Genomic DNA, 20,549 nt, shown 5'->3' on the forward strand with positions numbered 1-20,549 from the left:
TCGAATTCCTTAAGCTTGTTCTACGTTGCTAGTTTGAGCGGCGGCATTGACTACCTTCGCTTCAAATTCGCCACGGAAATGTTTGAGTGCGCCCATAAGCGGTTCCATTGCACCTGGAGCGTGAGCACAGAAAGTTTTACCAATCCAAAGCTTACGAGTAAGCTCTTGTAAGTGGTCGATATCTTCTTTCTTACCTGTACCATTTTCCAATGCTTTAAGCGCTTTAACCGCCCAAGGTAAACCATCACGGCAAGGCGTACAGAAGCCACATGATTCACGCGCAAAGAATTCTTCAAGGTTACGTGTTGCTGAAACCATACATTGGGTTTCATCAACCACCATCAGCAAACAGGTACCTAAACGTGAACCTGCTTTCATGATGCTTTCTGCATCCATTGGCAAGTCGATATGCTCTGCTGCCAAGAAGTCAGTAGAAGCACCACCTGGTAACCATGCTTTTAAAGTCAGACCATCACGCATACCACCGGCATGATCTTCAATCACTTCACGCGCAGTCGTACCAAATGGCAGTTCCCAAAGACCCGGGAATTTAACCTTACCTGACGCACCGTAAATTTTTGTACCTGGATCTTTCGATTTACCTTGAGATAAACCGATATACCATTCAGGACCACGTAGCATGATTGCTGGCAAGTTGTTATAGGTCTCTACGTTGTTGACAATCGTAGGACGCCCCCAAGCACCTGCAACTTGCGGGAATGGCGGTTTGGTACGTGGATTTGCACGACGACCTTCAAGCGAGTTAATCAATGCAGTTTCTTCACCGCAAATATAACGACCCGCACCGGTATGCACGTGTAAATCAAAGCTCCAGCCAGTACCGAGGATATTGTCACCCAGGTAACCTTTGGCACGAACCTGCTCAAGCGCTTCATTTAAGTACTGCGCAGCTTCGATGTATTCACCACGGATGAAGATATAACCTTGAGTTGCTTCTAATGTATAAGCAGCAATTAACATCCCTTCAATCAATTGGTGTGGAAGATCTTCCATCAACAAACGGTCTTTGAAGGTACCCGGTTCCATCTCATCGGCATTACAGATCAGGTAACGTGGACCACCATCATTTGGCGCCATCAATGACCATTTAATCCCTGCTGGGAAACCTGCACCACCACGACCTTTTACAGTTGCAGCTTTAACCACATCAAGCACTTCAGCCGGTTTCATGGCAATGGCTTTTTTAAAGCCTGCATAACCTTCAAGCGCTTCGTAATCATCAGCATTACGAACATTGGCTTGTTTGCTTAAACGCCAAGTGAGTGGATGAGTTTCCGGGTTACCGTCACCGTAAATTGGTTTTGGTTCAGTATTCATAGATACTTCTCCAATAACTGTTTAATTGAAGTCACTTCAACCAATCCGTGAGTGTCTTCATCAATCATTAACGTTGGACCTTTGTCACAGTTGCCTAGGCAGCAAATCGGCAGCAAAGTAAAACGACCATCAGCGGTGGTTTGACCAAACTGAATACCGAGTTCACGCTGGAACGCTTCAGCCAAAGTTTCTGCGCCCATAAGGAAGCAAGCAATCGAGTCACATAACAAAATTACGTGACGACCAACAGGTTGGCGATAGATACGGTTATAGAAAGTCGCAACACCTTCTAAATCTGCAACGCTCATAGAGAGCATTTGTGCAATCGCATTCATTTGCGCATCATCCACCCAGCCATTACGGCGTTGAACGCATTTCAATGCATCCAAACATGCCGCACGCGGGTACGGATAATGTTCAATGTGATGTTCGATATCGTGGATTTCTTCCGAAGTTAAAATCCCTTCAACATTCACACGTGGCTTTTTATCAGTCAAAATCATCATAATACGTTTACCCCTTAGCGATCCACGTCAGCCATAACGACGTCAATAGTCGCTAAATAAATGATCAAGTCAGATACAAGACTGCCGTTAATCACGGAAGGCATTTGCTGTAAGTGCGTGAAGGTTGGTGTACGAATACGGGTACGGTAACTCATGGTTGACTTGTCTGAAGTCAAGTAGTAGTTAGATGCACCTTTTACCACTTCTGCCATTACAGAAGCTTCACCTGCAGGCATAACAGGACCCCATGACACGCTTAAGAAGTGCGTAATCAAAGTTTCAATATCTTGCAATGTCTTGTCTTTTGGCGGTGGAACAGCCAACGGATGATCCGCTTTATAAGCACCAGAAGGCATGTTATCTAAACATTGCTTCACGATTTTCAGTGATTCTTCAATTTCACGGAAATGCACCATGACACGTGCGTAAGCATCGCCTTCGTACTCTAAAGGCACGTCGAAGTCGTAGTTTTCGTAGCCGCTATAAGGACGGTATTTACGAACATCGAAATCAATACCTGTAGCACGCAGACCGGTACCGGTTACACCCCAAGCCAATGCAGATTTTGCATCGTATTGCGCAACATTACGGGTACGACCAATAAACACAGAGTTTTTAAGCGCTGCTGTGTAGTACTCTTTCAAACGGCTTGGCATCCATTCGAGAATTTCACGAATGAGTTTTTGCCAGTTGTTTGGAAGGTCGTGCGCAGTACCGCCAATACGGAACCATGCCGGGTGCATACGGTAACCTGTGATCGCTTCGATGGCGTCATAGATTTTTTGACGATCGGCGAACATATAGAATACTGGCGTCATACCGCCGGCATCCTGAATCGCAGTACCGATATATAACAAGTGGTTATTAATACGGAACAATTCAGACATCATGACACGGATACATTGTGCACGGTCAGGAACAGTGATTCCTGCCATTTGTTCCACACCTAATACATAAGGCATGTTTTGCGCACAACCACCCAAGTAGTCAACACGGTCGGTATAAGGAATGAATGAATGCCAGGTTTGACGTTCAGCCATCTTTTCCACACCACGGTGGTGATAACCGATGTCAGGCACACAGTCTTTCACTTCTTCGCCATCTAACTGCAAAATTACACGGAATGCACCGTGCGCAGATGGATGGTTCGGACCCAAGTTCAAGAACATGAAGTCTTCGTCTTCATTACCGCGTTTTAGACCCCAATCTTCAGGAACAAAGCGCAAGTGTTCTTGCTCGAAATCCTGTTTCGCCTGGTTCTGCATATACGGGGTATATTCAGTCGCACGTGCAGAATATTCTTTACGAAGCGGGTGACCTTCCCAATAAGTTGGCAACAAAATACGACGGAGCATTGGATGCCCTTCGAAATTAATGCCGAACATATCGTATGCTTCACGTTCGTACCAGTTGGCATTTGGCCAAATGTTGGTTGCTGTTGGAAGATTTACATCATTCTCATTCAAGGCAACTTTAATACGAATATCACTGTTACGCTCTAGCGATAACAAATGATAGAACACGGTGAAGTCAGACGCAGGTAAACCGTCGCGGTGTGTACGTAAACGCTCATCCACCGCAGACAAGTCGAATAACATCACGTATGGACGTTCTACTTTCCGCAAGAACATTAAAACGTCTTGTACACGTGCGCGCTCAACCCAGACCGTTGGAAAATCTTCAAAAGTCGCTTGCACGTAGAAGTTCTCACCAAACTTGGTTTTGAGATCTTCTACAATTGCAAATGCTGGGCGTGAATCAACTGGAGTTGATTCTGGCATAGCAATGTCAGTTTCAGCCATTGGCTTGGCTTCCTATTTAATACAAATTCAAGTCAACTTTAACGACAATTACACCCAGACCGGGTGCATCAATATTTCATCGTTAAAATTATTCAATTTCATCCATAGAGCGTAAGTTTTTCACTGCAATACGTTCAGCATTCTTACGGTCACGTTCTGGCTGCATCTTTGGCTTATATACTGGCTGAAGATCATCACCAATGACCGCTGAAAGTGGACGGCGCTCTAATTGAATTTGGTCTTGTAACAACATTAATGCTTGCAACAATGCCTCAGGGCGTGGTGGGCAACCTGGGATGTACACATCGACAGGAATGATTTTATCCACACCTTGTACAACCGAATAAATGTCGTACATACCGCCAGAGTTTGCACAAGCACCCATTGAAATCACCCATTTAGGCTCTAACATTTGCTCGTATAAACGCTGAATTACAGGTGCCATCTTCACGAAGCAAGTACCTGCAACAATCATTAAATCCGCTTGACGCGGTGAAGCACGAATAACTTCGGCACCGAAACGTGACATATCATGCACACCGGTTAGGGTAGTTGCATACTCTACGTAACAGCACGATGTACCAAAGTTAAAAGGCCATACAGAGTTTTTACGACCCCAGTTTACAGCTGTATGCACCACGTCCTCTAAACGAGTCATGAATACATTCTTATTCACTTCTTCTTCAAGCGGATCGCTAACGATCTGACGCTCCTGAAGTGGATATTGATCAGCATCCGGATTCGCACGGGTTAATGTATATTTCATCCCGAGTTACTCCTTAATAGATGATGTAGCCGGTGTTTTTGCTTTCACACGACCAGAAGATTGAGCTGGAATTTGACCTGTAGGGTCCATAACTAACTCTTCGATGGAGTTAAAGCGAGTAATGTCTGCAAGGTTCATATTTGCTGAACCCATTTTCGATGCCGTAGCTGCTGATTTTCGACGGTCAGTAGGAGCCCAATTCAACGCGCCTACTTTCACTGCATAAATCAACGCAATCAATAAATCGACCACAAAAATGACAACAGTTGTAAAACCGAACCAACCTACCTCACGAACCGATGTAGCCCATGCGTAGAGATAAAGTGCTTCTAAGTCAAATACTACAAAGAAAATCGCCACCAAGTAGAACTTAGCAGACAAGCGGATGCGTGCTCCACCAGCACCTACCACACCTGACTCAAATTGCTCTTGCTTCGCACGGCCCCATGACTTACCCCCAAGGAGTAAAGGAACTGTGAGCATAAAGACGCAAAGAAATGTAACGCCGATCACGAAGGCAATAATTGCCCAATCGTATGGAGTAATGGCACTCATGCGGGGATAACTCCTGGCAGGCCTAATTTATTAACAAAGAATGTATGTATTGGCCTTCAAATACACCAAACACAAAATTAATCCCGCCAATTGTACCTGATTTATGATTTCACTTGCTAGCTTATAAGCCTTAGTCTTTTGGATGATTTTTTAGTCATTTTGCCTTTTTTTCAAAGCTTAAGCCCTATTGTTTATCTAGCAATCGCTTTATTAAATCAAAAAAAGAAAATTGATTATTTTTTTCAAATTCATGAAATCCAGGTTCATATTTTCTAGAAAAATCCAAATTATAGTGTCATCTATTTATACAAGCACATCTTCAATCAGCGTAAAACGATCAAACTTCGGTCCAATGTCTTTCTGGCTCCCACTCTCACATCAAACTATTTTTGTTTTATTTCTCCCATAAAGATCAGCGCTTTTAGCAATGCAATGATAAATATGAGAACTCTTTTTAGTCTGTGATTTTTTTTAAAGCACTAACATCTATATAAAGCAATAAACACGACCTCCTAGTACATATTTTGTGTGTTTTTTTGCAACTCTAATGCATCTCATGATGATCTCCCCCCCTATTTATGCTATTCCTATCTGTATTCGTAGAATAAAGAATAAGGAGCAAACACATGGGCTTAGCATACAAACACGAATCTGAGTATTTTTTCTTTGCGCAGCTCTTAGTGCGTCATGTGGAAGGGTATATTGAAAAACATCCAGATGCCCAGGATGCGATTTTCGACCTTCGTGATATTTATGAACTTTTCCGCCAAGACTTTGCTTCTGCAACCACAAATCTAGATGCTATTTTAAATATTGCAGATCAATATAAAGTTGAAACACTGAACGGCGATCAAAAGCTGATTAGTCATTACGCCGTCGATCCTAAAAACAATTCTTTGCTGCTGGATTTCAATGCTGAGGCTCTAGAAAGCCTGAGACAAGGCAAACCCATTATTGAACCCGATGCCACTCTTCACGAATAAACCATAAAAAAGCACCGAATCTGGTGCTTTTTATTACATTTTTTTATTAAGTTATTTAAAACTCTATGCTGTCTTTAGTTATACCGGTTTTCTTGCCAGATTTATTAAATCTTTTTACAGGCCATGTCATGGTAAAACGCGCCCCACCCAAAATCGGGCTTTTATCGACATCAATATTACCGCCAAACCAGTACGCAATACGACTGACAATAGACAGACCCAAACCATAGCCACCAGAAGCACGGGTACGACTGTCATCTAAACGTGCAAAAGCTTCAAAGATGCGCTTGCGCTCTTCTTCAGGAACCCCTGCACCATCATCTTCAACCTGCACATAAGCCAGACCTTCATCATTAATCCCTCCGCTTACAATCACTTTATGATCACAATATCGAACCGCATTACCCACCAAATTCTGTACTACACGGTGTAAATAACGACGTTCAGCATCCACCACAATGTTAAGAGGTGGTGCTTGAAGCTCAATTTCTTTCTGTGTTTTGAGCGCTTCAGTTTCAACGACAACTTGATCTAATACGTCAAATAAGACAATTTTTTCAAAATCTAACGAAGGTGTACCCTGCTCGAGTTTTGCATAGGTCATGATTTCATCAATCAGGGTATTCAGCGCTTCAATATCTTTATCAATCTGCTCAACCTGTTGCAAGCGATATTCATAGTCATCTTCTTCTGCCAGCATTTCCATACCAAAACGGATACGTGCCACAGGTGTGCGTAATTCATGCGAAACCGCACGCATCAATTCGCGTTGCGCTTCAATCAAGCGCTGAATGTGATCCGACATACTGTTGTAATTGGTCGCCAGACTTGCCATTTCATCGGTCCCATCGACCGGTAAACGCAAGGTCATGTCCCCGGACTTCATGCGATGCAAGGCATAATTCACTTCACGCAAACGACGCTGCATTGGCACAAGCAAGCCATATACACCTAGACTCAGCACAAATAAGCTGAGCAAGGTAATCCCGGCAGCAAGCTGAAAAGGCATCCAATTAAATAGCGGCACAGGACCGAGCACCAACACCTCAGAAGGTGAACTTGGCATAGGCGAAACAATAGAAATTGTAGTCCCACGAACTGACGCACTGTCACGGTATAAAATAATACTGTGATCTAATCGAAGTCGACCAATCTGTTCCGAATCGAGGGGAAGATTTTGAATTTTTTCAATTTGAATGGGATAAGCAAAATTCGATTGAATTTTTGCAAGATATTCTTTTTCTTGTCCCGGGTAATACACCAGATAATCCAGAATAAAAATTGGCAACGCTTTCATTTGACGTTCGCCAATTTTATCTACTTTTATATAAAGCAAATGTTTTGGATCATCTTTCAAGCCAATAATCACGTAAGCAATCGAGTTTTGTGCATCATAACGAACCGCAGCTTTACGCTCATTAATTCGTCTTTGCTCGGTACGCGATAAATCAACTTTATTGGCATCTACATAATAAATGGGCAGTTCCAGCAAATCCGAAGCATCAGAAATCCAGTCTTTTTTCTGTTGCTCATTCGGCTGCCGCGCGATGCCCTCGCTAATAATATAAGACACACCATCGGTTAAAGATTCACGATATTCTTGCGCACGCTGGTAATTAATAATCTGTACCAACAGGTAGCCAAATACTGCGACCAAGGCGACTAAAATCACTAACCCCGCATAAATACGCAAAAATATACTGTGTTTAAACAAGAGGATGTCCTATAAAAATTAGGTACAACGATTAAAGACCGTTGGTTTCTTTAACGAACAAATAACCTTTACTACGTACTGTTTTAATACGTTTTGGATTTTCAGGATCATCACCAATTTTTGGACGAATACGTGAAATACGCACGTCGATTGAACGGTCTTGACCATCGTATTCAATACCACGCAGACGCTCAAAAATATCTTCACGAGATAGAATGCGACCCGCGTTTGAAGCCAATAACCATAACAAGTCATATTCGGCACTAGTGAAATCAACTAACTCACCATTCAAAGTCACCGAACGACCACCATTATCGATTACAAGATCATCAAATTCGATGCGTTGTGCAACTTCATCTTCAGGTGCCTTGTCTGTACGACGCAGTAATGCACGAATACGCGCTAAAAGAACACGTGGCTGAACAGGTTTTGCCACATAGTCATCCGCACCCATTTCCAGACCCAAAACCTGGTCCATATCTTCGGTACGTGCAGTCAGCATCAAAATCGGTTGATGATAATGTGGACGAACTTCACGACAAATGGTTAAACCATCTGCACCTGGCAACATCACATCCAGTACCACTAGATCTGGTTGTTCAGCAATGATACGACGGATTGCGCGATTACCGTCAGGTTCTACCCCAACTTCTAATCCATTACGAATCAGGTATTCTTGAGTCAAACGTGCAAGACGTTCATCGTCTTCAACAATTAAAATTTTAGGTAACTTTTCTTCTTGGCTCATAAAATGCCCCTTTATCTGGATTAAGGTATCCTTAAAAATCCGACGGATATGCTTTAATATATTCAGCAATATACACACGTTTACATTGTAAACAAGATAGCATTCACCAAACTGATACATCAAAGTGGTTTTTTGTTATATTTTTATTAAGTGTTGAATTAATTGATATTTTCAAATTTAATGCCCATTTCAGCCATTTTACCGATACATCTTGTTACAAAATGATGATTTTATATACATTTTGCCATTTTGTTCAGAATATGAGTAATTAATCGCACTCTTTTAACTTATCCACAATGTTATCTATAAGCACTTAATCCGAGCTTTGTTATGCTAGACCCCTGTCTAATCAGGCTTATACAAGAAACATAAAAATAGAGATTTTTTTGCAATGAGATATTGCGGAGAAATAGAAAAATTTTTACTAAAATGTCAATATTGATCTAAGCTCATTTTTCCCGTATCTTGTGTTCAATTCGATTTTAAACCACTAGTTCTTGTGTTTATTCCTCAAACACTGAGATGAGATTTCGTCCAGTTCAAATGGTCCACACACATAACAATAGATGACAATGGAGCTATGCCCACATGAGCGTAATCACTTCAATTCCTGGTCAACTTCAGGTGATTAAACGCACCGGTGATGTTGCTACTTTTGATGCGGAGAAAATCTCTGTCGCGATAGGTAAAGCTTTTCTGGCTGTAGAAGGTCAACAAAGCGCTGATTCAAGCCGTATTCATGACCGTATAGAACAACTCACTGAAATGGTGATGAATACTTTTAACCGTCGTTTACCGTCAGGTGGCACGATTCACATTGAAGAAATTCAAGACCAAGTTGAACTTGCGCTTATGCGTACCGGTGAACAGAAAGTTGCACGTGCGTATGTCATCTACCGTGATCAACGTGCTGATGCCCGTAAACAGACTGGCGCACACCACCACCCGACTTTACAAGTGACTGCTGCAAATGGTCAGCTTCAACCGCTTGACTTAGGCGCGCTAAAAGCACATGTAGAAAAAGCGGCTGAAGGTCTAGAAGGTATTGATGTTCAAGCGATCGTCGATGAAACCATCAAAAACCTGTATAACGGCGTAAAAGAGTCTGACATCGCAACAACGATGATGATGGCGACCCGTACCCGTATTGAACAAGAACCGAATTATACTTATGTGACTGCACGTTTACTTCGTGACAATTTAGTTGCTACAGGTTTAGAGTTCCTGGGTCTGTCTACAGACACCAACGAAGGTGATGCTTTAGAAACCTTCTTAAAGAAAGGGATCGAGCTTGATCTTCTCTCTCCAGAACTTCTTAACTTTGACCTTGCGAAATTGGCAGCAGCGATTCAACCAGAACGCTCAAACCAGTTCACCTACTTAGGTCTGCAAACATTATTTGACCGTTACTTCATCCATTCAAATGGCATCCGTTTTGAATTACCGCAATTGTTCTTCATGCGCGTTTCAATGGGTCTGTCGTTAAATGAAGAAAACCGTGAAGATCGTGCCATCGAGTTCTATAACTTGTTGTCTAGCTTCGACTACATGGCTTCAACACCTACCTTATTCAACTCTGGTACTTTACGTCCGCAGTTATCTAGCTGTTACTTAACCACCATTGGTGATGACCTGTACAACATTTATGGCGCAATGCGTGATAACGCAATGTTGTCTAAATGGGCAGGCGGTTTAGGCAATGACTGGACGCCAGTTCGTGCCTTGAACTCATACATCAAAGGGACAAATGGTAAATCACAAGGTGTTGTTCCGTTCCTTAAAGTTGCCAACGATACTGCAGTAGCGGTAAACCAAGGTGGTAAACGTAAAGGTGCAGTGTGTGCATACCTTGAAACTTGGCACTTGGACATCGAAGAATTCCTGGAGCTTCGTAAAAATACCGGTGATGACCGTCGCCGTACACATGACATGAACACTGCAAACTGGGTTCCAGACTTGTTCATGCAACGTGTATTTGAAGATGGCGATTGGACTTTATTCACGCCTTCTGAAACACCAGATTTACATGATTTAATGGGTGCAGAATTCGCTGAGCGCTATGCTTACTACGAAGGTATCGCCAAAGAAACAAACATGTTGCACAAAGTGATTCGTGCAAAAGATTTGTGGCGCAAAATGCTTTCCATGTTATTTGAAACTGGTCATCCTTGGATCACATTCAAAGACGTATGTAACTTGCGTTCACCACAACAACACGTGGGCGTAGTGCATTCATCTAACTTGTGTACAGAAATTACTTTGAACACCAGTGAAGATGAAATCGCGGTATGTAACCTGGGTTCAATCAATCTTGTACAACACGTTCAAGGCGGTGTGTTAGATCGCGAAAAATTGGCGCGTACAGTAAAAACTGCTGTTCGTATGCTCGACAACGTGATTGACATCAACTACTACGCTGTACCACAAGCACGTACTTCAAACATGAAGCATCGTCCAGTGGGTATGGGCATCATGGGCTTCCAGGATGCTTTATATGAAATGAACTTGGCATACGGTTCTGATGCTGCAGTTGATTTTGCCGATGAATCGATGGAAGTGATCAGCTACTACGCGATTTCAACTTCAAGCGACTTGGCTGTTGAACGTGGTACGTATGAGACATTTAAAGGTTCATTGTGGGATCAAGGGATCTTGCCAATCGACTCTTTAGATATCGTTGCAAAATCACGTCCAGAACGCATGTTCGAAGTTGACCGTACCACTCGTCTAGATTGGGATACTTTACGTAGCAAAGTTCAAAAAGACGGTATGCGTAACTCAAACGTAATGGCGATTGCACCGACTGCAACCATCTCGAACATTTGTGGTGTTTCTCAGTCAATCGAACCGACTTTCCAAAACCTTTATGTGAAATCTAACCTTTCTGGTGAATTCACAGTGATCAACCCGTACCTGGTACGTGCGTTAAAAGATCGCGGTCTTTGGGATTCTGTGATGGTGAACGACCTTAAACACTTTGAAGGTTCTGTTCAGAAGATTTCACGTATTCCTGAAGAGCTTAAAGCCATCTTCGCGACTGCGTTTGAAGTTGAGCCACGCTGGATTGTGGATGCAGCATCACGTCGTCAAAAATGGATTGATCAAGCACAGTCTCTTAACCTTTACATCTCTGGTGCAAACGGTAAGAAACTGGACATGACTTACAAAATGGCTTGGTTACGTGGTCTTAAAACCACTTATTACCTTCGTGCATTGGGTGCGACTTCTACAGAGAAATCGACCATTAACACTGGTGCATTAAACGCAGTAAAATCAAACATGGGCCCTGCTGTTATCACTAGCGCACCTGTAGTTGAAGAAGTGAAAAAACCTGAAGCAGTAGCTGAAGATGATTTTGCTCAAGCAGCACCAGTGCCATTGGCTTGTTCAATTGACAATCCTGATTGTGAAGCTTGTCAGTAGGGCTGAGTTTTAAATCCTCCCCGACCCTCCTTTGATAAAGGAGGGAGATTCCTCGAAGCAAATAACGGGATGCAAGTCCCCCTTTGCAAAAGGGGGATTTAGGGGGATTCAAGAAATCAAAAAAGAATAAAGGAAATTTCCATGCTCCATATGACCCATAACTATATGTTAGGACTCGCAGTATTGGTCATTTCCTTTATTGTTTGTTTTTACGTACCTCTGACCTATGCATTTGTTAAGGTTCGAGCACAACAGCGCAAGCAAAATAAGTAGTGCGGGTATCTGCTCTATCGAACAAGTTTAGTGCTTTCATCGGCAAAACTTAATTTTGCTTACACGTAATAAGCGTATAGTAGACATCTTCGTTTGTGAGATGTCAGATAACAGATATAAGCATCGAAGAGAGAATTGATATGTCTATCCTAAGTTGGGACGATTTCGAAGATGATTCGCAAAAACCGGCTGCACCTGAACTCAAGTCTGCGCCCGTCGAGCCGCAAAAAGCGACTCATACACAAGTGGTATCTGATGCACAACCATCAGCGTCGGATTTGGGTGCTGCACAACCCGCTAGAACCAGTCAAGGTCGAACAAAACATTCAGCCGATTCGTTGGCAAGAGCATCTGCTGCCTTAGAAACACTTGATGTTGCGCCAGGCTTGGAAGAGCTTGAAATGGGCGCACAGCGTGTGCAGGTTGATGATAAAGCAATGATCAACTGTCGTGCTGACTTAAACCAGCTTGTTCCGTTCAAATATGAATGGGCTTGGCAGAAGTATCTAGACGGTTGTGCAAACCACTGGATGCCGCAAGAAGTAAACATGAACCATGACATCGCACTTTGGAAGTCTGAAAATGGCTTAACCGAAGATGAACGTACGATTGTGATGCGCTCACTTGGTTTCTTCTCGACTGCCGATTCATTGGTTGCAAACAATTTGGTATTGGCGATTTACCGTCACATTACCAACCCTGAATGCCGTCAGTACATCTTGCGTCAAGCATTTGAAGAAGCGATTCACACGCATGCTTACCAATACTGTATCGAATCTTTAGGTATGGATGAAGGCGAAGTCTTCAACATGTACCGCGAAGTACCGTCAGTAGCACGTAAAGCGGCTTGGGGCTTGAAATACACTCAATCTTTAAGTGATCCTACTTTCAAAACTGGTACACCTGAAAACGACCAGATCTTGCTTCGCAACTTGATCGCGTTCTACTGTGTACTTGAAGGGATCTTCTTCTACTGTGGTTTCAGCCAAATCTTGTCTATGGGTCGTCGTAACAAGATGAACGGTGTTGCTGAGCAATTCCAGTACATCCTGCGTGATGAATCTATGCACTTGAACTTTGGTATCGACATGATTAACCAGATCAAGAATGAAAACCCAGGTCTGTGGACAGCTGAATTCCAAGAAGAAATCATCCAAATGATTCTTGAAGGCACGATGCTTGAAATTGAATATGCACGTGACACGATGCCACGCGGTGTATTGGGCATGAATGCTGCAATGATGGAAGAATACTTGAAGTTCATTGCAAACCGTCGTTTAGCGCAACTTGGCTTGCCTGAACAATTCGCTGGTGTGAATAACCCATTCCAGTGGATGTCAGAAATGATGGACTTGCGTAAAGAGAAGAATTTCTTTGAAACACGTGTAACAGACTACCAAACTGGTGGCGCGTTAAGCTGGTAAAAAATAGAGCGGAATCATAGGATTCCGCTTTTTTATTCAAATAAAAATAAAGGTAAACAAAAATGACTAAAGGAAAAAATCAGCATGTCGTACCTCATCCGGATGGATGGGCTGTCAAAGGTGCTGGTAATTCAAAAGCAACAAAAATTACAAGCAATCAAGCTGAAGCAATTAAAATAGCCGAAGGTATTGCACGTAACCAAAAATCAGATACAAAAATTCATGGTCAGAATGGTCAAATCCGTGCTGGCAATAGTTATGGTAATGATCCTTATCCACCCGTTGATAAAAAGTAAATATCCTCAACATAATCCTGCTCTTTCAGCAGGATTTTTTATAAAAATAAAACAAGATTTTACTTTAACTTTATAACCATGTTATTCAATATGATACGCAATAACTATTTAAATTCACTTATATAAACATAAAAATAGAGGCTAAAATGAAAGGGCAAATTCTAGATTTTTCAATCCAGACTAACACAGGCATCATCAGTGGTGATGACCAAAATCGCTATCACTTTACCGGTGCAGAATGGCGAGGTCAGCGCCCTCCCTCACGTGGAGAACATGTCGATTTTAATATTGACACTGCCGGCAATGCTACTGAGATCTACATTGTAGTAGACCAGAACCCGATCATTCAAAACCTGTCCCAACAACTCGATAAAATTTCAAATCTGAATCAATCTGAAGAACAATTCAACATGATTGACTGGTTTGTAAAATGTTTAAAAAATTATGTTAATTTTGATGGACGTGCGCGACGTAAGGAATTTTGGTTCTTTGTACTCGTTTCTTTCATTTTAGGCATTATTGTACAAATGATTGATGCGATATTAGGTACGCATCAAACTTTAAACGGTTTATTGAATCTGGCCTTACTCCTCCCTAGCTTGGCTGTAGGTTCTCGTCGTCTACATGACACAAATCGATCGGGTTGGTGGCAACTTCTTATCCTGACTGTTATTGGAATTATTCCTCTCATTATCTGGTGGGCTTCAGATACCAAACGGGAAAATAATCAATGGGGACAACCTGCTAAATAAAGCAGATAAAAAAGGGCGAGATCGCCCTTTTATTCAATCAAAATTTAGCCATACTTTCGGGCAAAATCTTCATCTGAGGTACACAAGTAAATAATGAACTCGATAAAAGCCACCAAGGCTGGAATAAAGGTCCAGCAGAAAATCAGATAAACAATGCCCCAACCGATTTGCCCCAAATAAAATTTATGAATACCGAAGCCGCCGAGAAAAAAAGCCAAGATTGCTGCAATAATCCTGTTTTTATCGCCCACTTGAGTTGGAAATACTAAAGGTGAACTGAGGATATAAATGTCATTGGCCTGACCTGTTCCATCCACGGTAAAATCAACTTTCTGCCCCCGTGCAGGTGGAACTTGCCCACGCCAGTGCGCGCCAGAAAATTGATAACGGTTTTGATCATCACCACTGATCACTCCCGAATTGGTCTGAATGGAAAAATCCAATATCTGCCCTTTCATAAATACCCTTAGTTTTCTTTATATTATCTTTTTAAATTATAGGTTTAATTGGATAAATTTAAAACAAATATCAACAACCTAATAATTCGAACAGGACTTAAAATACTTGTACTTATAATCTTCTCTAAATATTTTATAAAATAGTCCAACTAAACAACTTCATTACAAAAGCGCTTCAAATAAAAAAACCCGGACTTTTTAATCCGGGTTTTTAATGAATGATTTAAGCGTTGCTATAATTATCGTAACTCGATTTGATTGATTTTTTCCAAACCCTGTATGGCAGCAGAGAAATCCAGTTTACTCGCCTCATCTTTTTCAAAGTGGGTAAATTGCTCCTGAATCAAGTGCATACTTGGAAGCTGCAATGACTCTTGCTGGATCAAATCGACCGCAATGCCAATATCTTTTTGCAACAGATCCAGAGCAAAGGTTTTATCAAAACTTCGACTGAGTACCCGCTGCGCCATAATATTTTCAGAGATACTACTTTTTCCACTGGAGTGATTAATACAATTCAAAGCAGCAGACAAATCTACCCCTTTGGATTTAAGCACTGTTAAGCCTTCTGCCAAAGCCCATAAATGGGTGGCCATCAAAGTATTATTAATGGCTTTTACCGCAAAACCTGAACCACTTTCCCCAACATATTCAATTAAACCTGAAAATGCAGCAATGATTGGTTTAGCTTTTTCAAAGGCCTCTGTATCACCACCAATCATCACGGTTAAAGTGCCTTTTTCAGCGCCAATGGTCTGACCTGAAACAGGGGCATCTAAATATTCAACCCCCATTTTTTTAAGACGTTGACTTAAGATTTGAGCCGATTGCGGAACACCACTTGTGCAATCAATCCAGATACTGCCTGGCTTGGGTGGATGCATTGCAATCAATTGTTCTATATCTGCACTGGTCGGTAGGCAAGAGAAAATAAAATCAGCTTGTACCGCTTTTTCTATCTCTACAGATTGGGTTTGAAAGCTAATCGAATGATGATCTGCCTTGGCTTGCGTTCTGTTCCATACCCAAACTTCGTGTCCAAGTTTAGGAAGATGGGAGGCCATATGCCATCCCATTGCCCCGAGTCCAATAAATGCAATTGTATGACTCAAAATAAACTCCTATTGATTGACTACAGGTGTAACTGAACTTTCTGTATTTTCACCGACTGAATTGGTTGCGTCTTCGCCACGATTTAAAAACAGGTTCAGGGCAATTGCAGCTAAAGTTGCAGTACCAATACCGCCTAAATCGAAGATGCCAATTTTCAGGCTAAAGTTACCAGCTCCCATAATCAGGCTAACCGCAGCAATAATTAAAGTGCTGTTTTTAGTGAAATCTATTTTGTTATCAATCCAGATTTTTGCGCCAGCCACAGTAATCAAACCAAACACCATGATGGATGCACCGCCCAATAATGCCACTGGAATGGTACTGATCACGGCACCAAATTTAGGTGAAAGACCGAGTAAAATCGCGAACACACCGGCAATGACAAATACCGTCGTTGAATAGACCTTAGTTACCGCCATCACGCCAATATTTTCTGCATAAGTGGTCATACCTGTACCACCAACCGATGCTGACATTGAAGTACATACACCATCTGCAAAGAATGCACGGCCCATATACGGGTCCAAGTTCTTGCCAGTCATGCCAGATACTGCTTTAAAGTGACCCAGGTTTTCAGCCACTAAAATCAGTGCAACGGGTGCAATCAATAAAATGGCATTGGCGTTAAAAACAGGACTATGGAAAGTTGGAAGACCAATCCAGGCCGCGTCAGAAATGACGCTAAAATTAATCGGCATACCGAAACCCATGACATTGGTCATCAGGAAATAAATGAAATAGGCAGCGACAATACCGAGTAAAAGTAATAAACGACGCACCAGCCCGCGGGTAAACACCGCGACCATGCTAATACATATAATGGTGACGACCGCCATCCAGGTATCAAATGAACTTGCAGATACACTTTTAATGGTCACTGGCGCAAGATTCAAGCCAATGATCATTACAATTGCACCAGTCACAATCGGCGGCATCAGTTTTTCAATCCAGCTGGTACCAGTTTTCATCACAATCAAACCAATACCTGCATAAATCAGACCACAAACAATGGTTCCGCCAAGCGCTAAAGCAATATTGGGATTAGACCCTGCACCGGCATAACCGGTTGCCGCGGCAACTGCACCAATAAAAGCAAAACTAGAGCCCAAATAACTCGGCATGCGCCCGCCGGTAATCAGGAAAAATAGAATGGTTCCGATCCCGGTAATTAAAATAGTTAAGTTCGGATCGAAACCCATCAACAAGGGTGCAAGCACCGTTGCGCCAAACATTGCAAAAGCATGTTGTAGACCTAAAACAATGCTTTTCCCCGCAGGTAAATATTCATCCATTTGGACTGGTGTTGTATCTAAATTGCCTTGGTAAGGCTTAAATTCCGGAAACCACGATTCTTTTTTTTGCATGGGTTTCCCCTCCCCTCAATTAGGAATATTGGATTAGTTCATGGGATATGGCTCGCAATACGTACGATTGAAATACATCAATGCATTCATACCTTCATTTTGTTTCATTGCTTTGACCTGACAAATCAGTACATCATGACTGCCGACCGACATGCTTTGCACCACCTCACAGTCAAACGAAACCAGTGCATCATCTAAAACTGGTGCTTGTGTGATCAGTGTTGACCATTTTCCACGCAAGAATCGTTCCGACATTGATGTTTTCCCACCAAAAACATTCGATAATTCAGTGTGATGTGCCGCGAGAGTATTTACGCAAAGTACATGGTTGCATTTAAAGGTTTCAAATACCGATGCCGAACGATTTAAACACACCAATAAGGTTGGCGGTGAATCGGTGACACTACACACTGCAGAAGCAGTAAAACCGGCCTGACCCGCTGCACCATCTGTAGTAATCACATTGACGGCTGCACCCAAATTGGACATGCCCTGTCTAAAAGTTGCCTGATCAATTTCTGTATACGCTTCAGGCGCAGTCATTTGAAAACTTTGCGCATGTTGTACTAAATCTTTTGTAGATTGAACCGACATGATTTTGCTGTTCATCACCACCTCCATCACTGAAATTCGACTCTTGAGCATTCAAACTGAATTTCAGCTTTGTCCTTTATTGATATCTGGTTAGATCTGTTTTTCTTGAAAACTTTCTTAATTTAAACATGGGCAATAGATGCAATTTCAACTAAAGCATCCGGTTTCACCAAGCCGGTTTGTACGCAATAGCGTGCCGGTTTATCACCCGGGAAATACTCGGCATAGACAGTATTGATCGCGGCATAATCGGCCCAGTCTTTGACAAAGACATGATTAAAGGTCACGTCATCCATCGTCCCACCCGCTGTTTCAATGACTTTTTTAATGGTTTGCAAAATATGACGGGTTTGTGCGGCTGCATCGCCGACATGTACGACATTGTTATTTTCATCAAAGGCCAAAGTGCCCGACACATAAACAATATTGTCCGCTTTGGTAGCAGGTACGTACGGTGCAAGTGGCTTACCAGTACCTGCTGGTAAAATAATTTCTTTAGGCATGATGTTCCCCTATGAAGTTTTAAGCTGATTTTTCTAAAATGTTGCTATTGGCTTGAAAGGTTTCGACAAAGTTTGCTGTGTCCGATACCCAACCAAAGAAGGTTTTAATGTTATATAAACTGGCTTCATGTGCTTCAATCGGTCCTGCCTGATAACAGGCATCACCCAGTACTACGCCAAAATACTCAAGAAAAAAACCGTCTCTTAAAGTTGATTCCACACAGACATTGGTGGCAATACCAACAAACACCAAATTGCGAATCCCTTTGCTGCGTAACATGCTATCCAAAGCGGTATTAAAGAAACCGCTATAACGGGGTTTTTCAATCACGATGTCTTGAGCCAAGGGTATGAGTTCATCAATCAGTTCAAAGTCCCAACCGCCTTTTGCGAGTAATTTTCCTTGTAATTCAGGATGCTTACGCATGGTTTTTAAGGCATTGGATTTATGAAAATTAGGGGAATTGATACCACCCGCTTCGACATACTGATCATCCCAGCCATTTTTGAAATAAATCACTTGAATACCGGATGCATGCGCGGCATCCACTGCTTTTTTGATGTTCTCCACTACAGGTTTGGTTTTTGAAACATCAAAACCCGCCAAGTCTAAATAGCCGCCTTTTGAGATATAGGCATTTTGCATATCAATCACGATTAGCGCGGTTTGCTCAGCTGCAAGTTGAATCGCTTCAGGCTGTGCCTTTAACACTTTTCCAGTGCCAGCTGATTGGGTAAATCCTGCACAAACCACATTTTCTAAAGATTCATTGGTGTTCATGCTGATTTCTCCAAAACTGAAACTTGAGTTGCTTCACCTTCAACCACAATATGCTCACGGCATTTCATCAAAGGCTGAATTTTTTGGCCAAAATCTTCTACGCCTTGAATAAAATCATCAAAAGTTAAAAGAATGCCTTCAGTTCCTTCAATTTCACCAATTTCATCCAGCATGCTTGCGACATTTTCAAAAGAACCGACAATGGTGCCCATATTGATATTGACTGGTGACACACTGGATGCCATTTGACGAATATTGGTATCTGCACCGGATTTGGTATCTTTACCGCCTTGGTTCATCAGCCAGTTAATCGCCTCGACATCTGCCCCATCGTTATAGCTTTGCCATTTTGCGAATGCTTCTTCATCGGTCTCTGCTGCAATCACCATAAACAGCACATAAGTCTGAACATCGCGTCCGGTTTTATCGGTATGTGCCTTTAAGCGATCATTAATATCTGCATAAGCCTTCGGTGTATTAAGACCTTTACCAAAGACAAAGTTGTAGTCTGCATATTTAGCCGAGAACTCCAGCCCCGTATCGGATTGCCCTGCACAAATGATTTTCATATCGGCTTGTGGAACTGGACTCACCCGGCAATCATCCATTTGGAAATGTTCGCCTTTAAAGTCCGATTTTCCAGTCGCCCAAAGCTCACGTAAAATTTCGACATATTCAGATAAATAGTCATAACGTTTCGCGAAGTATTCATCGCCAGGCCACATACCCATTTGTTTATATTCAGGCGCTTGCCAGCCCGTCACTACATTTAAACCAAAACGCCCATTTGAAATGGAGTCAATGGTGGATGCCATACGTGCCACAATTGCAGGTGGCATCACTAAAGTTGCCGCTGTGGCATAAATTTTAATTTTGCTGGTGACTGCAGCCAGTCCTGCCATTAAAGTAAATGTTTCGAGGTTATGATCCCAAAATTCGGTTTTCCCGCCAAAGCCACGCAGCTTGATCATGGAGAGTGCAAAGTCGAAGCCATAATGTTCTGCACGTTGCACAATTTGCTTGTTCATTTCAAAACTAGGTTTATATTGCGGTGCATTTTCAGACAGTAACCAGCCATTGTTTCCGATTGGACAAAAGACGCCTATTTTCATTATTAACACCTCATTTTTACCATTTGGTTATAAAATTGCTTCAA

The 20,549-nt window shown here is 42.2% G+C and carries 20 protein-coding genes; 6 read left to right on the forward strand and 14 right to left on the reverse strand.

The features are described 5' to 3' along the window. Positions 1 to 9 precede the first annotated feature (9 nt). The 5 genes from nuoF to ndhC form a co-directional block, all read right to left on the reverse strand. Positions 10 to 1,338, reverse strand: coding sequence for an NADH-quinone oxidoreductase subunit NuoF (gene nuoF / locus HLH14_RS14375; RefSeq protein WP_067726438.1), 1,329 nt, complete (start codon positions 1,336 to 1,338; stop codon positions 10 to 12). Next, the gene (gene nuoE / locus HLH14_RS14380) at positions 1,335 to 1,844 is read right to left on the reverse strand and encodes an NADH-quinone oxidoreductase subunit NuoE (RefSeq protein WP_067726440.1); all 510 of its coding nucleotides are present in this window, start codon (positions 1,842 to 1,844) and stop codon (positions 1,335 to 1,337) included. Before nuoE ends, nuoF begins: the two co-directional genes overlap by 4 nt. 14 nt (positions 1,845 to 1,858) lie before the next feature. Further along, positions 1,859 to 3,646, reverse strand: a complete 1,788-nt coding sequence (gene nuoC / locus HLH14_RS14385; RefSeq protein WP_067726442.1) for an NADH-quinone oxidoreductase subunit C/D — start codon at positions 3,644 to 3,646, stop codon at positions 1,859 to 1,861. Positions 3,647 to 3,734: 88 nt separating this feature from the next. Further along, a complete protein-coding gene (locus HLH14_RS14390) occupies positions 3,735 to 4,412 on the reverse strand; it encodes a NuoB/complex I 20 kDa subunit family protein (protein ID WP_067726444.1) in 678 nt (225 codons plus the stop codon). A 6-nt stretch (positions 4,413 to 4,418) separates the two neighbouring features. After that, entirely contained in the window at positions 4,419 to 4,967 is a 549-nt protein-coding gene (gene ndhC / locus HLH14_RS14395; protein WP_067726446.1) for an NADH-quinone oxidoreductase subunit A, read from the reverse strand. Positions 4,968 to 5,593: 626 nt separating this feature from the next. On the opposite strand from ndhC, the gene HLH14_RS14400 reads away from it, so the two are divergent. Further along, positions 5,594 to 5,950: a hypothetical protein gene (locus tag HLH14_RS14400; RefSeq protein ID WP_067726448.1), complete on the forward strand. Its 357-nt coding sequence runs from the start codon at positions 5,594 to 5,596 to the stop codon at positions 5,948 to 5,950. A gap of 55 nt (positions 5,951 to 6,005) precedes the next feature. Here the strand turns inward: HLH14_RS14400 and bfmS are convergent, their stop codons facing one another. Both bfmS and bfmR read right to left on the reverse strand, forming a co-directional pair. After that, positions 6,006 to 7,664, reverse strand: coding sequence for a sensor histidine kinase BfmS (gene bfmS, locus HLH14_RS14405; RefSeq protein ID WP_067726450.1), 1,659 nt, complete (start codon positions 7,662 to 7,664; stop codon positions 6,006 to 6,008). Between the two features lie 31 nt (positions 7,665 to 7,695). Then, positions 7,696 to 8,412 carry a response regulator transcription factor BfmR gene (gene bfmR / locus HLH14_RS14410; RefSeq protein WP_067726452.1) on the reverse strand — a complete coding sequence of 239 codons (717 nt, stop codon included), beginning with the start codon at positions 8,410 to 8,412 and terminating at the stop codon, positions 7,696 to 7,698. A gap of 588 nt (positions 8,413 to 9,000) precedes the next feature. Here bfmR and HLH14_RS14415 point away from each other — a divergent pair. From HLH14_RS14415 to HLH14_RS14430, 5 genes are all read left to right on the forward strand, one after another. After that, positions 9,001 to 11,835: a ribonucleoside-diphosphate reductase subunit alpha gene (locus HLH14_RS14415; RefSeq protein WP_171533330.1), complete on the forward strand. Its 2,835-nt coding sequence runs from the start codon at positions 9,001 to 9,003 to the stop codon at positions 11,833 to 11,835. Positions 11,836 to 11,976: 141 nt separating this feature from the next. Then, positions 11,977 to 12,108, forward strand: a complete 132-nt coding sequence (locus HLH14_RS16095; RefSeq protein ID WP_228139769.1) for a preprotein translocase subunit YajC — start codon at positions 11,977 to 11,979, stop codon at positions 12,106 to 12,108. Positions 12,109 to 12,248: 140 nt separating this feature from the next. Continuing rightward, complete coding sequence (locus HLH14_RS14420; RefSeq protein ID WP_171533331.1) at positions 12,249 to 13,532, forward strand: ribonucleotide-diphosphate reductase subunit beta; 1,284 nt, start codon at positions 12,249 to 12,251, stop codon at positions 13,530 to 13,532. Positions 13,533 to 13,594: 62 nt separating this feature from the next. Further along, a complete protein-coding gene (locus tag HLH14_RS14425) occupies positions 13,595 to 13,828 on the forward strand; it encodes a DUF2188 domain-containing protein (RefSeq protein WP_067726458.1) in 234 nt (77 codons plus the stop codon). Between the two features lie 146 nt (positions 13,829 to 13,974). After that, positions 13,975 to 14,580 carry a DUF805 domain-containing protein gene (locus HLH14_RS14430; RefSeq protein ID WP_171533332.1) on the forward strand — a complete coding sequence of 202 codons (606 nt, stop codon included), beginning with the start codon at positions 13,975 to 13,977 and terminating at the stop codon, positions 14,578 to 14,580. Between the two features lie 44 nt (positions 14,581 to 14,624). On the opposite strand, the gene HLH14_RS14435 is transcribed toward HLH14_RS14430, so the two are convergent. The 7 genes from HLH14_RS14435 to rutA form a co-directional block, all read right to left on the reverse strand. After that, on the reverse strand, positions 14,625 to 15,038 hold the full coding sequence (locus tag HLH14_RS14435) for a TM2 domain-containing protein (RefSeq protein WP_171533333.1): 414 nt from the start codon (positions 15,036 to 15,038) through the stop codon (positions 14,625 to 14,627). A gap of 239 nt (positions 15,039 to 15,277) precedes the next feature. Then, positions 15,278 to 16,150, reverse strand: a complete 873-nt coding sequence (locus HLH14_RS14440; RefSeq protein WP_171533334.1) for an NAD(P)-dependent oxidoreductase — start codon at positions 16,148 to 16,150, stop codon at positions 15,278 to 15,280. A 9-nt stretch (positions 16,151 to 16,159) separates the two neighbouring features. Beyond that, complete coding sequence (gene rutG / locus HLH14_RS14445; protein WP_171533335.1) at positions 16,160 to 17,515, reverse strand: pyrimidine utilization transport protein G; 1,356 nt, start codon at positions 17,513 to 17,515, stop codon at positions 16,160 to 16,162. A 33-nt stretch (positions 17,516 to 17,548) separates the two neighbouring features. Continuing rightward, positions 17,549 to 18,058, reverse strand: a complete 510-nt coding sequence (gene rutF / locus HLH14_RS14450; RefSeq protein ID WP_235940527.1) for an NADH-dependent FMN reductase RutF — start codon at positions 18,056 to 18,058, stop codon at positions 17,549 to 17,551. Between the two features lie 173 nt (positions 18,059 to 18,231). Further along, positions 18,232 to 18,612, reverse strand: a complete 381-nt coding sequence (gene rutC / locus HLH14_RS14455) for a pyrimidine utilization protein C (RefSeq protein ID WP_131270989.1) — start codon at positions 18,610 to 18,612, stop codon at positions 18,232 to 18,234. A gap of 19 nt (positions 18,613 to 18,631) precedes the next feature. Next, positions 18,632 to 19,393, reverse strand: coding sequence for a pyrimidine utilization protein B (gene rutB / locus HLH14_RS14460; RefSeq protein ID WP_171533337.1), 762 nt, complete (start codon positions 19,391 to 19,393; stop codon positions 18,632 to 18,634). Further along, positions 19,390 to 20,505, reverse strand: coding sequence for a pyrimidine utilization protein A (gene rutA, locus HLH14_RS14465; RefSeq protein ID WP_131270991.1), 1,116 nt, complete (start codon positions 20,503 to 20,505; stop codon positions 19,390 to 19,392). The genes rutB and rutA overlap by 4 nt, the downstream gene beginning before the upstream one ends. Between the last annotated feature and the right edge of the window lie 44 nt (positions 20,506 to 20,549).

This window comes from Acinetobacter terrae (assembly GCF_013004375.1).
Classification (GTDB): Bacteria; Pseudomonadota; Gammaproteobacteria; order Pseudomonadales; family Moraxellaceae; genus Acinetobacter; species Acinetobacter terrae.

Coding starts and splice junctions, on each gene's coding strand:
- HLH14_RS14425 (WP_067726458.1), top strand. CDS start 13,595: ATGACTAAAGGAAAAAATCAGCATGTCGTACCTCATCCGGATGGATGG.
- HLH14_RS14390 (WP_067726444.1), bottom strand. CDS start 4,412: ATGAAATATACATTAACCCGTGCGAATCCGGATGCTGATCAATATCCA.
- HLH14_RS14435 (WP_171533333.1), bottom strand. CDS start 15,038: ATGAAAGGGCAGATATTGGATTTTTCCATTCAGACCAATTCGGGAGTG.
- bfmR (WP_067726452.1), bottom strand. CDS start 8,412: ATGAGCCAAGAAGAAAAGTTACCTAAAATTTTAATTGTTGAAGACGAT.
- HLH14_RS14415 (WP_171533330.1), top strand. CDS start 9,001: ATGAGCGTAATCACTTCAATTCCTGGTCAACTTCAGGTGATTAAACGC.
- HLH14_RS14430 (WP_171533332.1), top strand. CDS start 13,975: ATGAAAGGGCAAATTCTAGATTTTTCAATCCAGACTAACACAGGCATC.
- rutF (WP_235940527.1), bottom strand. CDS start 18,058: ATGACTGCGCCTGAAGCGTATACAGAAATTGATCAGGCAACTTTTAGA.
- rutG (WP_171533335.1), bottom strand. CDS start 17,515: ATGCAAAAAAAAGAATCGTGGTTTCCGGAATTTAAGCCTTACCAAGGC.
- nuoC (WP_067726442.1), bottom strand. CDS start 3,646: ATGGCTGAAACTGACATTGCTATGCCAGAATCAACTCCAGTTGATTCA.
- rutC (WP_131270989.1), bottom strand. CDS start 18,612: ATGCCTAAAGAAATTATTTTACCAGCAGGTACTGGTAAGCCACTTGCA.
- nuoE (WP_067726440.1), bottom strand. CDS start 1,844: ATGATGATTTTGACTGATAAAAAGCCACGTGTGAATGTTGAAGGGATT.
- HLH14_RS14420 (WP_171533331.1), top strand. CDS start 12,249: ATGTCTATCCTAAGTTGGGACGATTTCGAAGATGATTCGCAAAAACCG.
- ndhC (WP_067726446.1), bottom strand. CDS start 4,967: ATGAGTGCCATTACTCCATACGATTGGGCAATTATTGCCTTCGTGATC.
- nuoF (WP_067726438.1), bottom strand. CDS start 1,338: ATGAATACTGAACCAAAACCAATTTACGGTGACGGTAACCCGGAAACT.
- rutA (WP_131270991.1), bottom strand. CDS start 20,505: ATGAAAATAGGCGTCTTTTGTCCAATCGGAAACAATGGCTGGTTACTG.
- HLH14_RS14400 (WP_067726448.1), top strand. CDS start 5,594: ATGGGCTTAGCATACAAACACGAATCTGAGTATTTTTTCTTTGCGCAG.
- HLH14_RS16095 (WP_228139769.1), top strand. CDS start 11,977: ATGCTCCATATGACCCATAACTATATGTTAGGACTCGCAGTATTGGTC.
- rutB (WP_171533337.1), bottom strand. CDS start 19,393: ATGAACACCAATGAATCTTTAGAAAATGTGGTTTGTGCAGGATTTACC.